This is a genomic window from Halomonas sp. AOP13-D3-9, from assembly GCF_052379125.1.
GTDB lineage: Bacteria > Pseudomonadota > Gammaproteobacteria > Pseudomonadales > Halomonadaceae > Vreelandella.
The window spans coordinates 308,939-325,831 of sequence record NZ_JBQSYH010000001.1 but is presented as its reverse complement, the minus strand read 5'-3'; the positions used below and the strand labels follow the sequence as shown (position 1 = coordinate 325,831).

The window sequence follows — 16,893 nt, the reverse complement described above, 5'->3', positions numbered from 1 at the left end:
CATGTCCGCAGTTATTGTCGATGTTGACGGCACCTTAGCCGAGTTTCACCCCCACCAGGTCAGTGACTGGGTGCTGGGCAGCCAAAAACAGTGGGAACCCTTCTTTGCCCATATGGCCGAAGCGCCGGTGATCGAAGCAGTGGCCAAGCTGGTTAAGATCCTGAAGGCTCAAGGTCAGCAGATCGTGATTTGCAGCGGCCGCCCGGATAGCCACCGGGCGCATACCCAGCGCTGGCTAGAGCGCCACACCATCCCCTTTGATGCCATGTACCTGCGCCCTGAGGGCGATGATCATGTGGATGATGAAACGGTGAAGGAGGCGCTTCTGGAACGTATGCGCAGCGACGGTTTTTCGCCCTGGCTAGTGTTGGATGATAGAGACGCTGTGGTCGCCCAATGGCGTGCCCTGGGGCTTACTTGCCTACAGTGCGCGCCGGGGGATTTTTAAGCGCTTGCCGACCTCGCTCGCTGCTGCCACACCAGCACTGCCAGGGGCACCAGCGCGACGGGGATCAACACTAGGTTAAGCGTCGCCCACCCCAAGCCACTGACCAAGGGCCCGGCGAGCAATGCCGTGATGGCGGCGGTGCCAAAGACTAAAAACTCGTTGGCGGCCTGGGTGCGCGCTTTATCCACCGGACGGTAGCTCTCGGTGAGCAGCCCGGTGGCGGGCAGAAAGGTAAAGTTCCAGCCCAGGCCCAGCAAAATCAGCGCCACGTTGAAACCGGCTAGCCCGATACCCCACTGGGCGACCAAGGCACTCGCCACCAGTAGCAGGCAACCGGCCACAATGACCTGCTTAGCGCCGAAGCGGGTAGCCAAATGGCCAGTAAAGAACGAGGGTAAAAACATCGCCACCACGTGCCACTGAATGGTCATGGAAACGTGGTTAAAGGGGTGCCCGGCCCCCGCCATGGCGAGCGGCGTAGCGGTCATGGCCAGGTTCATCACGCCATACCCCACCATCGCCGCGCTCACCGCCACAATAAACCCAGGCTGGCGGAGTATCTTACCCAGCGGCAGTGCGCTGCCTTCGCTGTGGGTACGGGATGCAGGCGGTAGCCGTGTCAGCATTAGCACCACTAACGCCAGTGCGTAAATCGCGGCTAAACCAACGAAGCTGCCCAGAAACGGCACCTCGCCCAGCTCACGACTCACCCTAGACAACCACGGCCCGGCGAACGCGGCCAGCACACCGCCCCCCATCACCAAGCCAATCGCCCGGTCACGCAGCTGCGCGGGAGCGGCCTCCACCGCAGCAAAGCGATAGAGCTGGCCAAAGCCAATGCCGATTCCAATCAACCAGGTGGCCAGCAAGAATAGCCCAAAGCGCTCGCTCATCAACGCCTGCACGGCGACCAGCGCGCCCACAAACCCGACGATATTACCCAGTACAAAGCCGCGCTTTCGGCCCAGCTTGGCCATGATTAACGAAGCGGGAATGGTGGCACACATCAACCCCAGCCACTGGGTGGCCACCGGCGCGGTCGACCAGGAGTCACTAGGGGCCAAGGAGGCCCCAATCAGCGGCGAGACGGCAATCAACAACACATTGCCAGTGACCAGCAACGCTTGGCAGAGCGACAACAGGGTGACAGTTAAAGGCATGAGACACTCTCCTGAAGTGAATCGGTGTGGGAAGACGCAAAACGTTGACGATATACCGAGGGCGATACGCCGTAGTAGCGCTGAAACTGGCGGCGCAGCTGCTCCGCGCCGCCCAGCCGCCAGCGTTGTGCCAGACGCTCAAGGGATACGTTTTCGCGCCCATTGAGCAGCGCCAAGCGCGCTTGCTCAAGGCGTAGCTGGGTCAGGTAAGCGCCGGGGGTGGTATTTAAGTAGCGTCTAAATAGCCGGGTTAAATGGCGTGGAGAGACCGCCATCAGGTCGGCCATGCTCTCAAGCCCGTGATCTACGCTGGGGTCGGCGTGGAGTTGATCCAGCAAGCGGCGCAGCGGCCCCGCTTCTTGCTGGTGCCGCAGCACCTCGCTGAACTGCGACTGCCCGCCTGGGCGCTGCAAAAACACCACTAGCTCACGGGCCACCCGCCCAGCCAGCCCGGCTCCGTGATCCGCCTCGACCAGCGAAAGCGCCAAATCAATCCCCGCCGTGACACCGGCGCTGGTGTAGCGACCGTTGCTTTCGATATACAGCGCATTAGGCTCGACGCTTAGCGCAGGGTACTCATCCGCCAGTTGAGGCGCATGGCGCCAGTGAGTGGTAACGCGGCAGCCATTCAGAAGCCCTGCGGCAGCTAACAAAAATGCCCCGGAGCAGATCGACCCAAGCCGTCGTACCTCTGAGGCGATCTCACAAAGCGCGAGTTTCACGGCGGCTGTTTCACGCTGCTGCATGACGCCGCGACCCCCCGCCACCAACAGCGTATCCAGGGGCAGTAACCCCTTCAGTTGATGGTAGGTGTGCGTAGCGTGCACGGCTAAGCCGCCATTGGTGGCAACCGGGCCAACGGCATCGGCGACCAGGGTCAACTGATAGAGCGGCTGGGGGCTTAGTTCATTAGCGCTGGCAAACACCTGCCAGGGGCCGCTGACATCCAGCAGTTGGCAGTCGGGGTAGGCAAATAGAGCAACATGGCGAGTCACAGTCTCTCTCCGCTAAGGGGGAATCGAAGCATTAGAGAGAGTGTCGGCGCTGCGGTTTATGTCGGCAAGGACGATTACCCCACCGATATGGACATGGCGATAAATTCACTAGACCTAGAGCTGGAATCAGGGGCTGGAATCAAGGGCTGCAGTCAGCCCGTCCTCTCTAGCGGCGCCTCCATCCTGCGTACGCTGGAAACGAAATCACTAAAGCGCTCGCCCTGAATCAATACATGGTCGCTCAGCGCTTGCTGTGCCGCGATAGGGTCGCCCTGTTCAATGGCTTCTACGATGGTTTCATGCTCGCGAAGTGAACTATTCACCCGTTGGCGCACCTGCAACTGCAGGCGCCGGTAGGGTTTTAAGCGCTGCTTCAACTGCCGCGCTTCGCTGGCCAGAAAGGCGTTGTGGCTAGCAGTGTAGATACAGTCGTGAAACCCCTCGTTTTCGTAATAGTACTCGTCGCTGTCACCGGCCAGCGCCGCCGCTTCGCAGCGCTGGTGGGCTTCTTTTAATGCGGCCAGTTCCTGCTCGGTGATCCGGCGAGCCGCCAGGCGGCCACACATGCCTTCAAGTTCTGCCATCACCTCAAACATCTCGATCAGTTGATCAATCCCCACTTTCGCAACGAAGGTTCCCTTCTTAGGCGAAACGGTGACCAAGCCACTGGCGACCAGCTGCTGAAAGGCTTCTCGCACTGGAGTACGCGAGACTTCAAACTCACGGCCCAAGGCTTCTGGATCCAGGCGCTCTCCCGGCAAACGGCGGCCATTGATGATGTCATCCTCAAGAGAATCTCTTAATCGCTGAGCGTTAGATCGCTTGGTGCCCGTCATGTTTTACCTCCTTGGATCGTGACAGATCTTAGCCATTTAAGGGTGTCATATAGTTGACATTAGCATACGTAGCGCCTATTGATATATATATCAGCTCGACTGATAGATACAAAAAGCCAATCCAAGACCACAACAACAATCGTTGGAGACGCCACATGCAACGCTACCTGATCTCAACTGCTGCCGCCCTAAGTCTCGCTATAGCGGCATCCCACGCCTCTGCGGATACCGTACTCCGCGCGTCGCACCAATTCCCCGGTGGCCAGGGGGATGTTCGCGATGAAATGGTGCAAATGATGGCCCGCCACGTAGCCGATGCCGACGTAGGCCTGACCATCGAAGTCTATCCTGGCCAATCGCTGTTTAAAGCCCGCGAGCAGTGGGGCGCTATCGCCCGGGGCCGCCTCGATATCACCTCACTGCCGCTGGATTATGCCAGTGGTCGGCATCCAGAGTTCTCTGCCACCCTGATGCCGGGCTTGGTGCGCAACCAAGCCCATGCGCAGCGTTTGAATGACTCCAAATACATGGAAATGATCAAAGCGGTGATTCTGGACGGTGGCGCGCGGGTGCTCTCAGATGCGTGGCTGTCAGGCGGTTTTGCTTCTAGCGAGGGGTGTATTACCGCGCCCGAATCAGTCGAAGGCCAGATATTTCGTGCAGCCGGGCCAGCGTTTGAGGAAATGCTCGCGGCCGCCGGTGCATCTATCGCCTCAATGCCCTCTTCGGAGGTTTACACCGCCATGCAAACCGGCGTATTAGACGCCGCCAACACTTCATCAATGTCGTTTGTCTCTTACCGCCTCTATGAGCAGGTCGAGTGCTTGACCGAGCCCGGCGACTTCGCGCTTTGGTACATGTACGAACCGATTCTGATCTCTGAACAGGTATGGCAAGGGCTTAACGAGGAGCAGCAAGCGGCGCTGATGGAAGCCGGAGAGGCGGCAGAAGCCTTCTTCGCTGAAGAGGCCGCCGCCATTGACCAGGAGATGGTCGACATCTACGAAGAGAATGGCGTGGAGGTGGTCAGCATGAGCGAGGACGATTACAACGCCTGGCTGGAAATCGCCCAGGAGACTTCCTATAAAAACTTTGCCGACAATGTTCCCAACGGCCAAGCCATTATCGATGCGGCGCTGGCCGTCGAGTAAGCAACGCCTAACGGCTCGGCTATTCCTTTAGGAATGGTCGCTTAACACTGATGCTTACTGTGCTGGATGAGGGAACTATGGCAACCACAACCACTCACGAAGCCCCCGTGCGAGGGGGCATCATTGGCGGCTACATTCGCGTTATGGATAAGCTCTCGCGACTTTCCGCCTATTTGGCCTGCGCCATGTTTATTGCTGGCGTGTTAGTGATCTGCCAGATGGTATTTATTCGCTACTTACTCGGCATGAGCACCAGCTGGCAGACCGAATTCACTATCTTCTCGGTAACGGCAGCGATGCTGATGGGCAGCCCCTATGTGCTGATGACCGGTGGCCATGTCGCCATCACCATTGTGCCCGATGCACTGGGCGGCATTACTCGCATCATTATGCGTTTGATCGCTTCGCTGTTTGGGTTGGGTTTTTGTGCCGCCCTGGCGTATGCCAGCTGGGTGTACGTTTTTGAGGCACTCCACGGCGAGTGGACCACCGGCTCAGTCTGGAATCCACCGCTATGGCCCGCCCTGCTACCCATGGCCATCGGCGCCACTCTGCTGTCGCTGCAGTATGTGGCTGAAATTCTGCGTGGGGAGAGCTAAGCATGGATCCCATTACCTTAGGCATTATTGTCGGCATCGCACTGATTGTGCTGATGGCCATCGGCACCCCTATCGCCTTTGCCCTGGGCGGTGTATCGCTGCTAGCGCTGATTTACGACCGTGGCCTTTCCGAGCTCACCTATTTCGGTGAAACCTTTTTTGACCGCATCGCCGAGTTTGGTTTTGTCGCCATTCCGATGTTTATTCTGATGGGCGCTGCGGTAGCCTCCTCCCCCACTGGGCGCGACCTGTATCGCTCGCTGGATCTATGGATGGGCAAGCTGCCCGGAGGTTTAGCGGTTTCCAATATCGGCGCCTGCTCTATCTTTGCCGCACTGTCGGGATCATCCCCCGCCACCTGTGCGGCGATTGGCAAAATGGGCATTCCCGAAATGCGCATGCGCGGCTACCCGGATGGCGTGGCAGCGGGCTGCATTGCCGCGGGCGGCACACTGGGCATTCTGATTCCGCCGTCGGTGACCATGATTATCTACGGCATCTCAACTGAAACCTCTATTGGACGGCTGTTTATTGCCGGGGTGGTGCCCGGCTTTATGCTTGCGGGCCTGTTTATGATCTGGACGATGATCGCCTGCAAAATGGCCGGTGGTTATAACAACCCGATGGCAGAGTCCGTCGAACGGCTAAAACAGAACGTTAAGCAGAATGTTGATACCAACCTGAAAGCGTTAGTCCGTGTACTACCCTTCCTAGGCGTGGTCGCGGGTATCCTGTTTGCGCTCTACGGCGGGGTGGCAACACCTTCGGAAGCAGCAGGCGTAGGGGCATTTCTGTGTTTGGCGCTGGCTATTCTGATCTACCGCATGTGGCAGTTGGGCCCGATCAAACTGATTATGCGCGACTCGCTGCGGGAAAGCGTGATGATCATGCTGGTGATCGCCACCGCCGAAGTGTTCGCCTATGCGCTCTCCTCCATGTTTATTACCCAAACCGTGGCCGCCGCGATTGCTGACCTGGAGATCAACCGCTGGGCGCTGATGGGAGTGATTAACCTCTTCCTGCTGGTGGCGGGTTTCTTCCTGCCGCCCGTGGCCGTGATCGTCATGACCGCGCCAATTCTGTTGCCTATTATTCTGGCGGCTAACTTCGACCCTTACTGGTTTGCGGTGATTTTGACCATCAACCTGGAAATTGGCCTTATTACGCCGCCGGTGGGCCTCAACCTGTTCATTATTAAAGGCATCGCGCCGGATATTTCGCTGCGCGACATTCTGATGGGGAGCTTGCCCTACGCGCTGTGCATGGTGCTGGGTATCTTGCTGCTGTGTCTCTTCCCGGGCATCGCGCTCTGGCTACCTAACTTGATCATGGGTTAAGGAGTTCGACCATGAACATGCTGTTTTTGCAGGAGCTGTTCAACAACATCACCCAGCGTGATGCGCTGTTGCGCCGCCGCCATCCCGAAACGATGACGCCCGACCATGGGCAGTTGGTTAACGCCTGCCACAAGCTGTTGGAGAGCGATGGCGAAGCCTCCAGCATTGCGCTGGCAAGCCGTGCCCTGGCGATTTACCAGCGCCTTTCGGCGGCTGAAAAGAGCCGCTTCTTTGCCCGCCTTACGGCCGACTTTGCGGCCGACCCCGGCCCCATTGACGCGGCCTATCTGGCCTATCAAGAGGTTCGCGACAATCAGTCGTTACAGCGACTTTTTGAAGCCTGCGAGCCCCGGCGCCAAGAGCTTTTTCGGCGCTTAAACCTGGCCAGCGACGGCACCTATGAGCTGGTTAAAATGCGTGAAGACCTGCTGGCATTGCTGCGTGAGCAGCCCGAGCTGGCGGCCATTGACGACGATTTCGCCCATTTGTTCGGCTCCTGGTTCAACCGCGGCTTTTTGATGCTCAAGCGTATTGACTGGAACACCCCCGCGTCGATTCTCGAGAAGATCATCCGCTACGAAGCGGTACACGAAATTCAGGACTGGGACGATCTGCGTCGGCGGCTGGACGCCCGCGACCGCCGCTGCTTCGCCTTCTTCCACCCGGCGATTGGCGACGAGCCGCTGATTTTTGTCGAAGTCGCCCTGCACAAAGGTCTGCCAAGCCGTATCCAACCGATCTTATCGGGCGAGAGTTCTGGAGAGAGTCGCCATACTAAAAAAGCAGTCGATGAGCCAGAGGATGCCGATACAGCCGCATTCTTTGGCATTAGCAACTGCCAGACCGGCCTGCGCGGCATCTCCTTCGGTAATTTTTTGATCAAGCAGGTGGTGCAAGAGCTCTCCCAGGAGCTGCCGCAGCTCAAATACTTCGTCACCCTCTCGCCAGTGCCTGGCTTCGCCCAGTGGTTACAGGAGCAGCGTGATGATGAGCAGCTTCCCGAATCGTTGCGTAAATCACTCAAAGGGCTTGAAACGCCGGAGTGGCATCAAGATAAAACTCGTGAAGAGCAGCTCAAAGCCATTATTCGCCCGCTGGCCGCCCGCTATCTGGTCGAGGAGAAGAACCGCCACGGCCTGCCGCTCAACCCGGTGGCCCGCTTTCACCTCGGTAACGGCGCCGAACTTCACCGCATTAACTGGTTGGGCGATATCTCCGAGAAGGGCTTTAAACAAGCCGCAGGACTGATGGTTAACTACCTGTATGTGCTGGACGATATCGAGCGCAATCACGAAAACTATACCGCCAAGGCGACCGTTGCTTGCTCAAATGAGGTGCGTGACCTCGCCAAACGCGCCCGCAAGCTGGCCAAGGGAGAGACCACCAAATGAGCCACAACCTATTTGAAACCTTTGCTGCCAAAATGCGCGAACGCGCAGAGGCCGATTTTATTACCACCCGCGACGGCCGCCGCTATCGCTATGCCGACGCGCTGACCATCAGTGCTCAGCTTGCCGGTGCACTAACCAAGCTAGGCGTTAAACAAGGCGACCGGGTTGCCGTGCAGGTGGATAAAAGCCCTGAGGCGATACTGCTTTACCTGGCCTGCCTGCGCATTGGTGGCGTCTATCTGCCCTTAAATACCGGCTACACCGGCGATGAGATACGCTACTTTTTAAACGACGCCGAACCGGCGCTGTTTGTCTGCCACCCTAAATTGCTAAACGAGGCCCAGGCGCTTGCTGATGAGACCGGCTGCCCCGCGGTGGCCACCCTGGGCAGCGCTGCCGATGGCAGCCTGATGGAAACCGCCCAAGCGGCAACGCCACGTGAGGATATCGTGGCACTTGGCGAGCGCGACCTGGCCGCCATTCTCTATACCTCTGGCACCACCGGGCGCTCCAAAGGCGCCATGCTGACGCACAAAAACCTCGCCTCTAACGCCGAGACCCTGGCCAAAGCATGGCATTTCAGCGCTGATGATCGGCTGATCCATGCACTGCCGATCTTCCACACCCACGGTTTATTCGTCGCCTGCAACGTCACTTTGGTGGCGGGCGCCAGCATGCTCTTCCTGCCCAAGTTCGATGCCGATGTGATTTTTGATGAGCTACCCCATGGCAGCGTGATGATGGGCGTTCCCACTTTTTATACCCGGCTGGTGCAGGACGAGCGTCTGACCCCAGAAGCGACCGCCCATATGCGGCTGTTCGTTTCCGGCTCTGCCCCACTCACCGCCGAAACCCACGAGGCCTTTGAAGCCAAAACGGGCCATGCGATTCTTGAGCGCTACGGCATGACCGAAACCAATATGAACCTCTCCAACCCCTATGAAGGCGCCCGCCGGGCAGGCACTGTGGGTATGCCGCTGCCCGGTGTGGAGATGCGGATTACCAATCGGGAAACCGGCGATGAGGTGCCGTTTGGCGAAATTGGCATGCTGCAGATCCGCGGCCCCAATGTGTTTATCGGCTACTGGCAGATGCCGGAAAAAACCCGTGAGGAGCTGTTAGACGACGGTTTTTTCATTACCGGCGATCTCGCCATGGTCGACGATCAGGGCTATGTGCATATTGTCGGACGTGACAAAGACCTGGTGATTTCCGGCGGCTACAACGTTTACCCAAAAGAGGTGGAGCAGGTGATCGACGAGCTTGACAAAGTCGCCGAATCCGCCGTGATCGGTCTACCGCACCCAGACTTTGGCGAGGGCGTGACCGCCGTTGTCGTGCGCCAAACAAGCGCTGATCTTGGCGAAAATCAGCTTGAAGAGGATGAGGTAATCCGTCATTTAGATGGTCGCCTGGCCAAGTACAAGCAGCCCAAACGGGTCTTTTTTGTCGATGAACTGCCGCGTAATACCATGGGCAAGGTGCAGAAAAATGAACTGCGCAAGCGGTTCAACGACACCTACCGGTCCCCCTAACCGCCCTGCAAGCACAATCTTCCCAAGCCTTTTGCCCCGTGTTTTAGGCCTACCACCCCCTGCCGCGTTTTGGTAACAATCACGCCTTAATCGGCAGTTGGGTGGTGGGCGACCGCGCCTGTGGCATGGGTATTCGCGAAGACATTGGCCGCATTACCTAAGACTCCTCCTGTTTTGTGCCCCACGCTATCGTCTAACTGCAAGTACCAAAACACGCTAGTATAGGCGGGACAGTCCTCACAAAAAAAGCTGAAATCGTTGCCACTACCCTAAGTAGGGTGGTAAGTATCACTCTACCTTTCACCCTGAGCGCTATTAAGTAAGCAGCGTCGTTAGGGCCACGTTTACTTTGGAGCAACGGCGAACATGATGGCGCGCTGGAAATCCCTACCTCTACGGCTTCGGCTATTTCTCTCCTTTGGGACGGTCTTAGCACTGGCAATGCTCCTGGCGCTCTATCTTCAAGCGCGCTCCCACAGCCAGGCGCGGCTGGATAACCTGCTTAATCAAGAGCTACCGGCACAGGTCGAAGGGCTGGCCGCGCATATAAACCTTAGCCTCAGCCAGGATCTCGCCATTTCCGAAAGCCTGGCCAATAGCTACTTTATTGAGCAGTGGGTTCGCGACGGGATGCCTGAAGAGCGGCAAAACGATATCGCCAGCTACTTAGCGCGCCTTATGGCGCAGTTAGATACCGAGTTGCTGTTTATTGCCGCCCAATACCAGGGGCGGGGCTACTATTTTCAACTCCGCAACGGTGAATTTCTTGAGCGGACAATCCAACCAGCCGGTAGCGAAGATGACTGGTACTACGATTTTACCGACAGCGATAACACCTACGAACTGAATTTAGATAGCGACACCTTCTCCCCCGATGATGCCTTTGTGTACGTCAATTACCGCAGCGCGGTAAATGCCGCCAATGGTCGTCCTCTCGTCGTGGCTGGTGCAGGGCTTGATCTCTCCCAAATGGCCAGCTTGATTGATAACTTTCGCTTAGGCGGTACTGGTCGCGCTTCGCTGTTCAGCGCTGAAGGAGAGCTGCTTGTTCGCAGCGGTGAAGTCAGTCGTAGCGGTGAATCAGCGCCTCTTGGCGGGACAACGGTAGAGGCCTTACCAGAGCAAGCGGCGCAGCGTCTGCTGCGTGACGACCAGCTACAGGTACAAGAGATTGAGCGCGACGGCCACGCCCTGCTGATCAGCACGCGCTGGCTACCCGAGCTGCAGCGCTACCTAATGGTCGAAGTCGATAAAGAAGCTTACCTAGCGTCCACTCGTGAGCGCTTTCTGGCATCCAGCGGGATAGGCCTGCTTATTCTGCTCGTCGGGTTACTGGTGCTCTACCCGCTGACCGGCAGCCTTATCCGCCCCTTGATCGATTTCCAGCGCCAACTAAAAGACATCACCCACAGCCTGGATCTTTCGAGGCGGGTCAGCACCGACGACAAAGCCGAGCTTGGCGATTTAGCCGACCAAACCAATGAGCTCCTTGAGCGCCTCTCCCGCGCTATTGCGGCGGTAGCCAAGAACGCTCAGGCACTAACGCAAGTGGCCGACCGGCTGGCAAAAACGGCCGGACTTTCCGGTGTCCACGGAAGCGATATTGATCATGAAGTGAGCCAAACCATGGCCGCAGCGGTGGAGGAGATGGCCTCTTCGGTGGCTGAAATCACCTCCACCATGGAGGAGCTCTCTACCTCGTCAACCCAAATCGCCGATCACTCCCAATCGGTGGTCGACGTTGCCAATCAGACCCTGGAGCGCAGCCGTAAAGGCAGTTCAGCCATGCAACTGCTACAGTCAAAAATGCAGGATATCCGCAGCGACAGCGAGCAGAGTCTGACCGAGATCATGACGTTAGGGGCAAAATCCAAGCAGATTAACAAGGTGATGGAACTGATCAACACCCTGGCTGCGCAGACCAAGCTGATCGCCTTTAATGCTGCTTTGGAAGCCTCAAGCGCCGGGGAGTCGGGGCGGCGCTTTTCGGTTGTCGCCAGCGAGATACGCCGTTTGGCTGATAGCGTGACCGACTCTACCCAAGAGATTGAGGCGCATACCGATGATATTCAGACGGCGATTAATCGCTTGGTGGTCGCCTCCGAGAAAGGCGCTTCCTCAATCGAGCAGGGCGTTGAAGCAAGTATGAGTACCGCCCAGGATCTTGAGGCGCTACTTAAGGCGGCGAGTCAAACCAGTAGCGCGGCCCAGCAGATATCGCTCTCCACACAGCAGCAAAAAACCGCCAGCAGCCAGGTGGTGATGGCGCTACGCGATATCGACACGGCCAGTTCACGCAACGCACACTCGGTGCGCAGCATTACCGACATCAGCCAGGATATGATCCATATGTCGGCTGAGCTCAACGCGTTGGTGCAGGAGTTCACCCTCACAAATAAAAACCGCTGATAAGGATACCGAATGAGTGTAATTCGGGTAGTCATTGCCGACGACAGCCAAGTAGCCCGCGACGTGCTACGCGATATCCTCAGCCGAGACGGTGATATTGAGATCGTGGGTGAAGCCACTAACGGCCGCGAAGCGGTGGAACTGGCCAAACGCCTTACGCCGCAGCTGATCACCATGGATCTCAACATGCCGGTGATGGACGGCCTGAGCGCCATCGAAGAGATCATGTATAACAAAGGGGTAGCCATCCTGGTGGTCAGCGACCGCTCCGATGCGCAAACGGCCTATCAAGCCCTTGAAGTGGGTGCGCTGGAAGTCATGCCTAAACCCGCATTGGAAGGGGCCGATGCCGAGCGCCTTTTGGAGCGTGTCCGCCTGCTCGCCGGTGTCGCAGTGATTACTCGTCTGCGGCGGCGCGTCACAACACCAGCGCCTATCATCGCCCTACCCACCCTACCCGCCGCCCCACGGGGAGTGCCGCGGGATTTTCAACACGTGGTCGCCATTGCCTGCTCAACCGGTGGCCCGCAAGCCCTAGTGCGAGTACTGAGGAGGCTGCCCGCCGGATTTCCTGCCCCTATTGTGATCGCCCAGCACATCAGTCATGGGTTTATTGATGGCATGGCACAATGGCTAGCATCGCTGTGTGCCATGTCGGTCAGTGTTGGCCAAGAGGGTGAGCAGCTACGCCCTGGAAATATCTATTTATCACCTTCTGAACGTAATTTATGCGTGACCCCCCGCCACCGTTTTCAGCTCCAATCCAGCCCTGAGACATTTCTATACCACCCCAGTTGCGATGTGCTGCTTCAAAGTGTTGCGGAAGTCTATGGCAGTGATGCGATTGGCATCATTTTGACCGGCATGGGCCGCGATGGCGTTAATGGTATGCGGGCTATCTATCAGGCAGGCGGTACCACTTTCGCGCAAGATGAGGCCAGCTCGGTGATTTACGGCATGAATCAGGAAGCCGTTAAAGCCGGGGTCATACAGTATGAATTACCCCTTGATAGCCTTCCGGATCGGCTGCTGCGCGATGTGCGCGGCTACTTGGATAGCCGACCGGAGCCCTTGGCATGAGCACCTTTGCTCCCTTTAAAACCCTGGTGCATCAGCGCTGCGGGTTACACCTAGAAGGCTTGGCCGAAGCGCGGTTATTCCGGGCGGTCGCCAGCTTACAAGCATCAACGGGGCTCACTGACACCACTCAGCTGCTCACAAAATTAACCAGCGACGCTGCGCTATTCGATCAGTTTGTCAGTCAGTTAACGGTTAACGAAACCTATTTTTGCCGCGAGCCGGATGCCCTGAATTGGTTGGTCAGCACCTACTTACCTGAACGTTTAGCGACACAAGAGTCGCCGCTCTCTATCTTTAGTGCAGGCTGCTCCTCCGGCGAAGAGCCCTATAGCGTGGCAATGATGCTGCTTGAGCGCTTCGGCGAACGAGCCAAAACCCTTTTTGCCCTCACCGGTGGCGACCTGGATCATCAAGTCCTCGCCAAGGCACGCCAAGCGGTTTACGGCGGCATGGCATTTCGCGCTCTCTCGCTCGGTTTCAAAGCGCGCTACTTTAGTCCCTACAAGGGGCGCTACAAGCTTCACGAATCATTGCGTCAGTGGGTCACCTTTTGCCCGTTTAACCTATTAAATGCCGAGGAGAGCAGCCCTGGCGGCCCCTTTGATGTGATTCTATTTCGCAATGTGTCGATCTACTTTGACCAGCCGACGCGGCGCCGCATTCATCAACAGCTTAGCCAGTTGCTGGCCCCGAATGGCATTTTACTCTGCGGCGTCACCGAAACCCTGGGTAACGATCTCGGCGTATTTGAACTGGTCGAAGCCCAGGGCGTCTTTTACTTTCGCCGTGCAGAGCCGCCCACGGCAGTGCCAACCGTTTCCCATCACTCACCCTTGCTTGAGCAGGCCAACAAAGCGACTGGCAGCATTGACCCAGGTGAGAGCGCAAATATAAGCAGCGCTGAGCTAGCGCCCACAGCGTCACATGCGCACGAATCGGAAACAACGGACTGCATTGCCCAGCAGTTGCACACCGCCCATCAATTGCTCAATCAAAACGCCTTTGACGACGCCGCTTCGCTGCTAGAAGCGTTGCTTAAGCAACAGCCGTGGTCGATCGACGCGCTGGTGCTAGCCGGGTTAGCCGCCCGTTGGCAGCAGCAGCCCCATCAGGCCTACGACTATTTCAAGCGGGCCATTTACGTGGCGCCGGAGTGTTGGCCGGCACACTTCTATTTAGCGGAGCTTTATCGCCAGGGCGAGCTGCCCGACGAGCCATTACAGCGCAGGCAACGCTATGCTGCGGTGGTGCGATTACTAACCACCGCGCCCACTTCTGATGGCGGGCTAGCGATGATCTCCCCGCCTCTACCGCCTGGCGATGCGCGCTTTCTAGCCGAACGTTACCTAGCCACGGTCAACACCATGCTGGCATCAACCAGTACCACACAGGGAGTGGGTTAATATGGCGCTGGATATTCGCCGCTTTATACAGCGCTTTGTGGAAGAGGCCGCCGACCACCTGCCCCGCTTGCGCGAAGGTATCAGCGCACTGGAGCAGGGCCACGCTGATCGCGAGCAGATCAACGAACTGTTTCGCGCAGCACATACGCTGAAAGGCTCGTCACGGATGCTCAAGCTGGTGCCAATTACCGCGCTGGCACACAGTACTGAGGAACTGCTCAGCGCGCTGCGCGATGGCACTCTGAGCGCAACGCCAGCGGTTACCAGCCTGCTCAGCCAAGCGGTGGACGGGTTGGCGGATCTGGTTAGTCGGCTCGCCGAAGGAGCGACGGGTGACGACTTACCCGTGGTTGATGAGGCACTGTGTAGCGCCCTTGAAAATGCTGCCCACGGCCAGACCTCCCCCCAGCCCAGCACGCCTCCTCTGGGCCCCTCGGCACCCACGCCCCCAACGGCGCTGGCGGCCGAGAGCGAGTTACGCCTTAGCGATACCGTGCGGGTGCGTCTGAACCGGCTGGACGACGTTATTCGTTTGATGGGTGAAGTGCTGTCCGGGCACCACCACTTACACACACTGGTTGATCAAGCCCGAGCGCTAAGCACCACACTGCCTGCCGAGCAGCAGGCGCCCTTTCACGCCTTTCACCGCGAGCTGAAAGATAGCGTGTTAAGCCACGACTCGCTAATGAGCGACCTACACGACCGGGCACTGCAAATGCGTATGCTGCCCCTAAGCGTGGTGTTTGACCCGCTCGCGCATATGTCCCGGGAACTGGCCCAGTCACTTGGCAAGCAGGTCGACTGCCGCGTGCGAGGCAGTGAAATCGAACTTGATCGTCAGATGATTGATCGCCTGTCGGATCCACTTATTCACCTGCTGCGTAACGCCCTGGATCACGGTTTAGAGTCGCCCGCTGAGCGGCAGGCAGCGGGCAAACCTCCCCGTGGGCAGTTGATGATTGAAGCCTGGCAGGACGCTGACTGGGTGGTGGTTGAGATGCGTGATGATGGCGCGGGGATCGCACTGGACGCGGTGCGCCAAAAAGCGCTCGCCAAGCAGTTGATCAGCGAAGAGCAGCTCAATGCGCTGAGCGAACAGGAGACGCTGGAGCTTATTTTTCTGCCCGGCTTCTCTACCAAGAGCATGATTACCGACTTCTCTGGGCGCGGTGTGGGGATGGATGTGGTCAAGCGCACCGTGGTGGATGAGCTTAACGGCGACCTGCAGCTGGCCAGCGAACGCGGCAGCGGCACGCGCTTTACCCTGCGCCTGCCGCTCTCGCTGGCGATGATGCGGGTACTGCTGGTCAACGTCGGCGGTGTCAACCTAGGGGTAACGGCGCCTTATGTATCAGAATTGGTGGAGTGCTCATCACAATCCTTCATTGATGCCGCCGGGCAGCGCACGCTGATCTTACGCAACGAATTTGTGCCAGTGGTATCGCTTGCCCAACTACTTGAGCTGCCCGTGACGACTTCCGTTAGCGATAAAGCCCTACTACTGGTCGTCCATCAGCGGCACCAGAAGCTCGCCCTGATTATCGATTCACTGATTGATGAACGCGATAGGGTGATTAAGCCACTGCCCGTGCATCTACGTTATTTACCCTTGGTATCGGGTATGGTGTCCATGGGCCGCAATGCGCTGGTAAGCCTGCTCCACGTACCCGCGTTACTGGAAGCCACCCGGCACACTGCCCAGCGTCCAAACCATGAGCCCCCGTCATCCACACTAGCGAAACGCATTTTGGTGGTTGACGACTCACTGAATACCCGCGAAATAGAAAAAGACGTACTCGAAGCGTGGGGCTATCACGTCACGCTGGCAGAAAATGGTCGCGATGGTTTAGCCAAAGCGCTGGCGGAAACATTTGATGCAGTACTGACCGACGTTGAGATGCCGGTAATGGATGGCTTTGCGCTGACTGCCCGACTGCGCGAAAATGAGGCTTATCGTTATCGGCCGATTATTATTATCACCTCGCGGGAAAAAGAGGCTGATCGACGACGAGGTATTGAAGTCGGTGCCGACGCCTATATCGTTAAGGGCAGTTTTGATCAGAACAATTTAGTAGAGACGCTCCAGGCCCTGCTGGGTTAACCGTGGGTGATACTGACACAACCGTTAATGACACAGCCGTTAATGACATAAACACCAAGAGGTTATGGAATGCCTATCCTGGTCGTAGACGACGATCCGCTTGCCGGTGAAATGACGGCGGCACTGCTTGAATCTCAAGGTCATGCTACCTTGCTGGCCTTTGATGCCATGGAAGCCGTCGAACAGCTAGATACCCACCCTGATATCAAGCTGATTGTCAGCGATATGCACATGCCCCTTGTCAGCGGGCTGGCGCTATTGGCAATGCTACGCGAGCAAGATAATCACCTACCGTTTATTCTCCTCACCGGGGACACTCCAGATGCAACGCTACAGCAGACACCGGGCCTGGATGCCTGTTTGCGTAAAGATGCCGAGCTGGCTGACAACCTAAAAACCGCCGTAAAACGGGCACTGGCACTCAGCGGCTAAGCAACACATGATGCGA

General features: G+C 57.6%; 15 protein-coding genes. 12 read left to right on the top strand and 3 right to left on the bottom strand.

What is annotated here, in order from left to right; all coding sequences use genetic code 11:
* Position 1: 1 nt before the first annotated feature.
* On the top strand, positions 2-448 hold the full coding sequence (locus tag ACT3UM_RS01525) for a phosphatase domain-containing protein (protein ID WP_498895490.1): 447 nt from the start codon (positions 2-4) through the stop codon (positions 446-448).
* On the opposite strand, the gene ACT3UM_RS01520 is transcribed toward ACT3UM_RS01525, so the two are convergent.
* From ACT3UM_RS01520 to ACT3UM_RS01510, 3 genes are all read right to left on the bottom strand, one after another.
* Positions 445-1,608: an MFS transporter gene (locus ACT3UM_RS01520; RefSeq protein ID WP_498895488.1), complete on the bottom strand. Its 1,164-nt coding sequence runs from the start codon at positions 1,606-1,608 to the stop codon at positions 445-447. The two genes, ACT3UM_RS01525 and ACT3UM_RS01520, sit on opposite strands and share 4 nt — an antisense overlap.
* Positions 1,599-2,603 (bottom strand): GlxA family transcriptional regulator, encoded by a 1,005-nt coding sequence (locus ACT3UM_RS01515; protein ID WP_498895486.1) that lies wholly within the window; start codon positions 2,601-2,603, stop codon positions 1,599-1,601. The genes ACT3UM_RS01520 and ACT3UM_RS01515 overlap by 10 nt, the downstream gene beginning before the upstream one ends.
* Before the next feature lie 152 nt (positions 2,604-2,755).
* Positions 2,756-3,439 (bottom strand): GntR family transcriptional regulator, encoded by a 684-nt coding sequence (locus ACT3UM_RS01510; RefSeq protein WP_498895484.1) that lies wholly within the window; start codon positions 3,437-3,439, stop codon positions 2,756-2,758.
* A gap of 155 nt (positions 3,440-3,594) precedes the next feature.
* Between ACT3UM_RS01510 and dctP the strand changes: the two genes are divergently transcribed.
* From dctP to ACT3UM_RS01455, 11 genes are all read left to right on the top strand, one after another.
* Positions 3,595-4,590, top strand: coding sequence for a TRAP transporter substrate-binding protein DctP (gene dctP / locus ACT3UM_RS01505; protein ID WP_498895482.1), 996 nt, complete (start codon positions 3,595-3,597; stop codon positions 4,588-4,590).
* Positions 4,591-4,667: 77 nt separating this feature from the next.
* On the top strand, positions 4,668-5,189 hold the full coding sequence (locus ACT3UM_RS01500) for a TRAP transporter small permease subunit (protein ID WP_498895480.1): 522 nt from the start codon (positions 4,668-4,670) through the stop codon (positions 5,187-5,189).
* A 2-nt stretch (positions 5,190-5,191) separates the two neighbouring features.
* Positions 5,192-6,526 (top strand): TRAP transporter large permease, encoded by a 1,335-nt coding sequence (locus tag ACT3UM_RS01495; RefSeq protein WP_498895478.1) that lies wholly within the window; start codon positions 5,192-5,194, stop codon positions 6,524-6,526.
* 11 nt (positions 6,527-6,537) lie between these two features.
* Positions 6,538-7,917 (top strand): malonyl-CoA decarboxylase, encoded by a 1,380-nt coding sequence (locus ACT3UM_RS01490; RefSeq protein ID WP_498895476.1) that lies wholly within the window; start codon positions 6,538-6,540, stop codon positions 7,915-7,917.
* Positions 7,914-9,452 carry a malonate--CoA ligase gene (locus ACT3UM_RS01485; protein WP_498895474.1) on the top strand — a complete coding sequence of 513 codons (1,539 nt, stop codon included), beginning with the start codon at positions 7,914-7,916 and terminating at the stop codon, positions 9,450-9,452. The genes ACT3UM_RS01490 and ACT3UM_RS01485 overlap by 4 nt, the downstream gene beginning before the upstream one ends.
* Before the next feature lie 59 nt (positions 9,453-9,511).
* A complete protein-coding gene (locus tag ACT3UM_RS01480) occupies positions 9,512-9,613 on the top strand; it encodes a glutathionylspermidine synthase family protein (protein WP_498895661.1) in 102 nt (33 codons plus the stop codon).
* A gap of 205 nt (positions 9,614-9,818) precedes the next feature.
* Entirely contained in the window at positions 9,819-11,861 is a 2,043-nt protein-coding gene (locus tag ACT3UM_RS01475; protein ID WP_498895472.1) for a methyl-accepting chemotaxis protein, read from the top strand.
* A gap of 12 nt (positions 11,862-11,873) precedes the next feature.
* A complete protein-coding gene (gene cheB / locus ACT3UM_RS01470) occupies positions 11,874-12,941 on the top strand; it encodes a chemotaxis-specific protein-glutamate methyltransferase CheB (RefSeq protein WP_498895470.1) in 1,068 nt (355 codons plus the stop codon).
* Positions 12,938-14,344, top strand: coding sequence for a CheR family methyltransferase (locus tag ACT3UM_RS01465; RefSeq protein WP_498895468.1), 1,407 nt, complete (start codon positions 12,938-12,940; stop codon positions 14,342-14,344). Before cheB ends, ACT3UM_RS01465 begins: the two co-directional genes overlap by 4 nt.
* A gap of 1 nt (position 14,345) precedes the next feature.
* Positions 14,346-16,445: a hybrid sensor histidine kinase/response regulator gene (locus ACT3UM_RS01460; protein WP_498895466.1), complete on the top strand. Its 2,100-nt coding sequence runs from the start codon at positions 14,346-14,348 to the stop codon at positions 16,443-16,445.
* Positions 16,446-16,514: 69 nt separating this feature from the next.
* Complete coding sequence (locus ACT3UM_RS01455; RefSeq protein ID WP_498895464.1) at positions 16,515-16,877, top strand: response regulator; 363 nt, start codon at positions 16,515-16,517, stop codon at positions 16,875-16,877.
* Positions 16,878-16,893 lie beyond the last annotated feature (16 nt).

What these genes read in the sequence shown, in the direction of transcription:
- ACT3UM_RS01495 (WP_498895478.1), top strand. Translation starts at nt 5,192, where the DNA reads ATGGATCCCATTACCTTAGGCATTATTGTCGGCATCGCACTGATTGTG.
- ACT3UM_RS01520 (WP_498895488.1), bottom strand. Translation starts at nt 1,608, where the DNA reads ATGCCTTTAACTGTCACCCTGTTGTCGCTCTGCCAAGCGTTGCTGGTC.
- ACT3UM_RS01490 (WP_498895476.1), top strand. Translation starts at nt 6,538, where the DNA reads ATGAACATGCTGTTTTTGCAGGAGCTGTTCAACAACATCACCCAGCGT.
- ACT3UM_RS01465 (WP_498895468.1), top strand. Translation starts at nt 12,938, where the DNA reads ATGAGCACCTTTGCTCCCTTTAAAACCCTGGTGCATCAGCGCTGCGGG.
- cheB (WP_498895470.1), top strand. Translation starts at nt 11,874, where the DNA reads ATGAGTGTAATTCGGGTAGTCATTGCCGACGACAGCCAAGTAGCCCGC.
- ACT3UM_RS01525 (WP_498895490.1), top strand. Translation starts at nt 2, where the DNA reads ATGTCCGCAGTTATTGTCGATGTTGACGGCACCTTAGCCGAGTTTCAC.
- dctP (WP_498895482.1), top strand. Translation starts at nt 3,595, where the DNA reads ATGCAACGCTACCTGATCTCAACTGCTGCCGCCCTAAGTCTCGCTATA.
- ACT3UM_RS01455 (WP_498895464.1), top strand. Translation starts at nt 16,515, where the DNA reads ATGCCTATCCTGGTCGTAGACGACGATCCGCTTGCCGGTGAAATGACG.
- ACT3UM_RS01500 (WP_498895480.1), top strand. Translation starts at nt 4,668, where the DNA reads ATGGCAACCACAACCACTCACGAAGCCCCCGTGCGAGGGGGCATCATT.
- ACT3UM_RS01475 (WP_498895472.1), top strand. Translation starts at nt 9,819, where the DNA reads ATGATGGCGCGCTGGAAATCCCTACCTCTACGGCTTCGGCTATTTCTC.
- ACT3UM_RS01510 (WP_498895484.1), bottom strand. Translation starts at nt 3,439, where the DNA reads ATGACGGGCACCAAGCGATCTAACGCTCAGCGATTAAGAGATTCTCTT.
- ACT3UM_RS01460 (WP_498895466.1), top strand. Translation starts at nt 14,346, where the DNA reads ATGGCGCTGGATATTCGCCGCTTTATACAGCGCTTTGTGGAAGAGGCC.
- ACT3UM_RS01485 (WP_498895474.1), top strand. Translation starts at nt 7,914, where the DNA reads ATGAGCCACAACCTATTTGAAACCTTTGCTGCCAAAATGCGCGAACGC.